At 51.5% G+C, this 2,511-nt stretch carries 3 protein-coding genes; 2 read left to right on the top strand and 1 reads right to left on the bottom strand.

All coding sequences use genetic code 11. The features are described from left to right. Positions 1-96: 96 nt before the first annotated feature. Positions 97-363, top strand: a complete 267-nt coding sequence (locus tag IGR76_04995; protein MBF2077879.1) for a hypothetical protein — start codon at positions 97-99, stop codon at positions 361-363. A gap of 335 nt (positions 364-698) precedes the next feature. On the opposite strand, the gene IGR76_04990 is transcribed toward IGR76_04995, so the two are convergent. Beyond that, the gene (locus IGR76_04990) at positions 699-2,291 is read right to left on the bottom strand and encodes a helix-hairpin-helix domain-containing protein (GenBank protein ID MBF2077878.1); all 1,593 of its coding nucleotides are present in this window, start codon (positions 2,289-2,291) and stop codon (positions 699-701) included. 33 nt (positions 2,292-2,324) lie between these two features. On the opposite strand from IGR76_04990, the gene IGR76_04985 reads away from it, so the two are divergent. Beyond that, on the top strand, positions 2,325-2,511 hold a 187-nt coding region (locus tag IGR76_04985; GenBank protein ID MBF2077877.1), incomplete at its 3' end, for a transposase.

Raw genomic sequence — 2,511 nt, 5'->3', positions numbered from 1 at the left:
CACCTGGACCGAGTTACTCTGCCATGCCGCCTGATTGGATAAAGTCGAGATCAGCAGTTATCCGGAAAAGCAGCGGGCACAATATTCCAGTGGTTTGTGGCTCTATATCCTGAACAGGACTTTCCCACCGCAAACAAGATCTTGGCAACACCAGACGAGGTGTTGAGGCAGGTCGGTTTAGTGTCGGAGCATTATCAGCGCTTGAGTACATTACAAGAAACTGAGGTCATTGCGACACGCTATCGGATGAAGCGCTCCGATGGCGAATGGTGCTGGATCTGTTCGTTAGCCCCCCCTGCTCAGCACAGTACACGGCTTTCCTCTCCAAATTTTAGGGGTGGTTCAAGTCATCACACCGTCTAGCTGTTCTCAGCACGATGCGTTATCGCGCCATCCTGAATTTTCACAGAATTAATTGAAACAGCGATTTAAAAAACGAGATGTGTATGGTGAGTTGTCTTTGCTGCTCTAGTCAGCTATTGCGTCATGGTCGGGGGCATCAAGTTCACCATTTTTGCCGCTCTTGCTGGTCAGATATGCCTTGCACTGTGAATGAGATACCGGTATCAACTGTGAAACCAGTAGACCCAGAAGAATTAAACCTTCCCCTCTCCTGATTGAGCGTGAAGGCATATCCAGTTTTACAGCAGGAGAGATTTCAGATCCAGGTCTACTCCAGTCAACAGTGCATCAATTGCTTATTCTCCACTGTCTTCACGGTTGCTATGGGGCGATCGCCCTTTTTTCTTCTTCTTTGAGGTTTTCTGCTGAGGTTGGGCATTGGGCGATCGCATTGATAGAGCAATGCGCTTGAGTGCCTCATTCACCTCCAAGACCCGCACCTTCACCACCTGTCCCACTTTCACGATCTCTTTGGGATCAGACACAAACCGATCGGCCATTTGGGAAACATGGATCAGACCATCGTCGTGGAGGCCAATATCCACAAATGCACCAAAATTCGCAACGTTGGTAATGACCCCTTCTAGCTCCACCCCCGGTTTGAGGTCGCTAAGCTCTTGGATCTCTTCACTGAAGGTGGCATAGGTAAACTCGTCGCGGGGATCACGACCCGGTTTTTCCAGTTCCTTCAAAATATCCCGCAAGGTCGGTTGCCCGATGGTTTCGGTCACGTAGTTTTGGAGATCGATGGCGCTAATTTTGTCGGCGACTTGGGTGGCTTGCTCCAGGGGAATGCCTAAGTCGGAGGCGATCGCCTCTACGATGGGATAGCTTTCTGGGTGAACAGCCGTATTGTCGAGGGGATTGTCTCCATTCCGAATCCGCAAAAAGCCAGCCGCTTGCTCAAAGGCTTTGGGGCCCAGTTTAGCCACCTTGAGCAACTGCCGCCGATTGCGAAATGCTCCATTTTCGTTCCGGTAGGCGACGATGTTGTTGGCGATCGCGGCGTTGATGCCCGAAACATAGGTCAACAGTTCCCGCGATGCGGTGTTTAGGTCTACGCCCACATAATTCACGCAGCTTTCAACCGTTTCTGCCAGCTTCTTTTTCAACAATTTCTGGTCTACGTCGTGCTGATACTGCCCCACCCCGATCGACTTGGGATCGAGTTTGACCAGTTCCGCCAGGGGATCTTGGAGCCGCCGCCCAATGCTGATCGCACCCCGCACCGTTACATCGAGATCGGGAAATTCGGCGATCGCCACCTCGCTGGCAGAATAGATCGATGCACCTGCCTCGCTGACTATCACCTTAATCGGCTTTCGATCCATGTCCCGCAAGACTTCACTCACAAAACTATCCGTCTCGCGGCTTGCCGTCCCATTCCCAATCGCAATCAGTTCAATCTGATATTGGTCGATCATGCGCATGAGGGTTTCCGCCGCGTCCTGCCGCTTGGTCTCCCCCATTTGGTGGGGAAAGATGGCCTGGTATTCCAAGAACTGACCCGTGTGATCCAGGGCGGTCACTTTACATCCGGTACGAATGCCTGGATCAATGGCCAGGGTCGGTTTCATTCCTGCCGGACTCACTAAGAGGAGATTTCGCAAATTTTCCTCAAAGGTTTTGATCGATTCGATATCCGCTTCGTGCTTTTTGAGGGTCAGAATCTCATTGATCAACGAGGTCTTGATGAGACGGTTAAAGGCATCTCGCAGCAGGGTTTGGTAGAACTGGCGTACCTCGGCGTGGGGAGTCCGGATCTCGCGATTGTCCAGGTATTCAAAGATCTCTGATTCATTAAACTCCAGTGTGAACGTGAGCACACCCTCATTTTGCCCCCGAAAGGCGTTGTTGCATGAAAGAGGGGTTGCGGGCAGGAGAGGCATGGTAAATTTCAGTTATCACACATAAAACCTGCCATGAAACCTCAATACCGCATCCGCAACTGGTCAGAGTATAACGCTGGATTGAAGGCTAGGGGAAGCCTCACCTTCTGGATCGAAGAATCTGTGCTGGGGCAGTGGGTGGTCGAGGAGTTGAGCGGCAAACCAGGCGCGTCAGTTCTTTATAGTGACCTTGCGATTCAAACAATGGCGACCGTCAAAG

Origin of the sequence: Synechococcales cyanobacterium T60_A2020_003, from assembly GCA_015272205.1 — a bacterium.
GTDB lineage: Bacteria > Cyanobacteriota > Cyanobacteriia > RECH01 > RECH01 > JACYMB01.
Note: the sequence above shows the minus strand (reverse complement) of the source record. Positions and strands in the feature narration are given on the sequence as shown.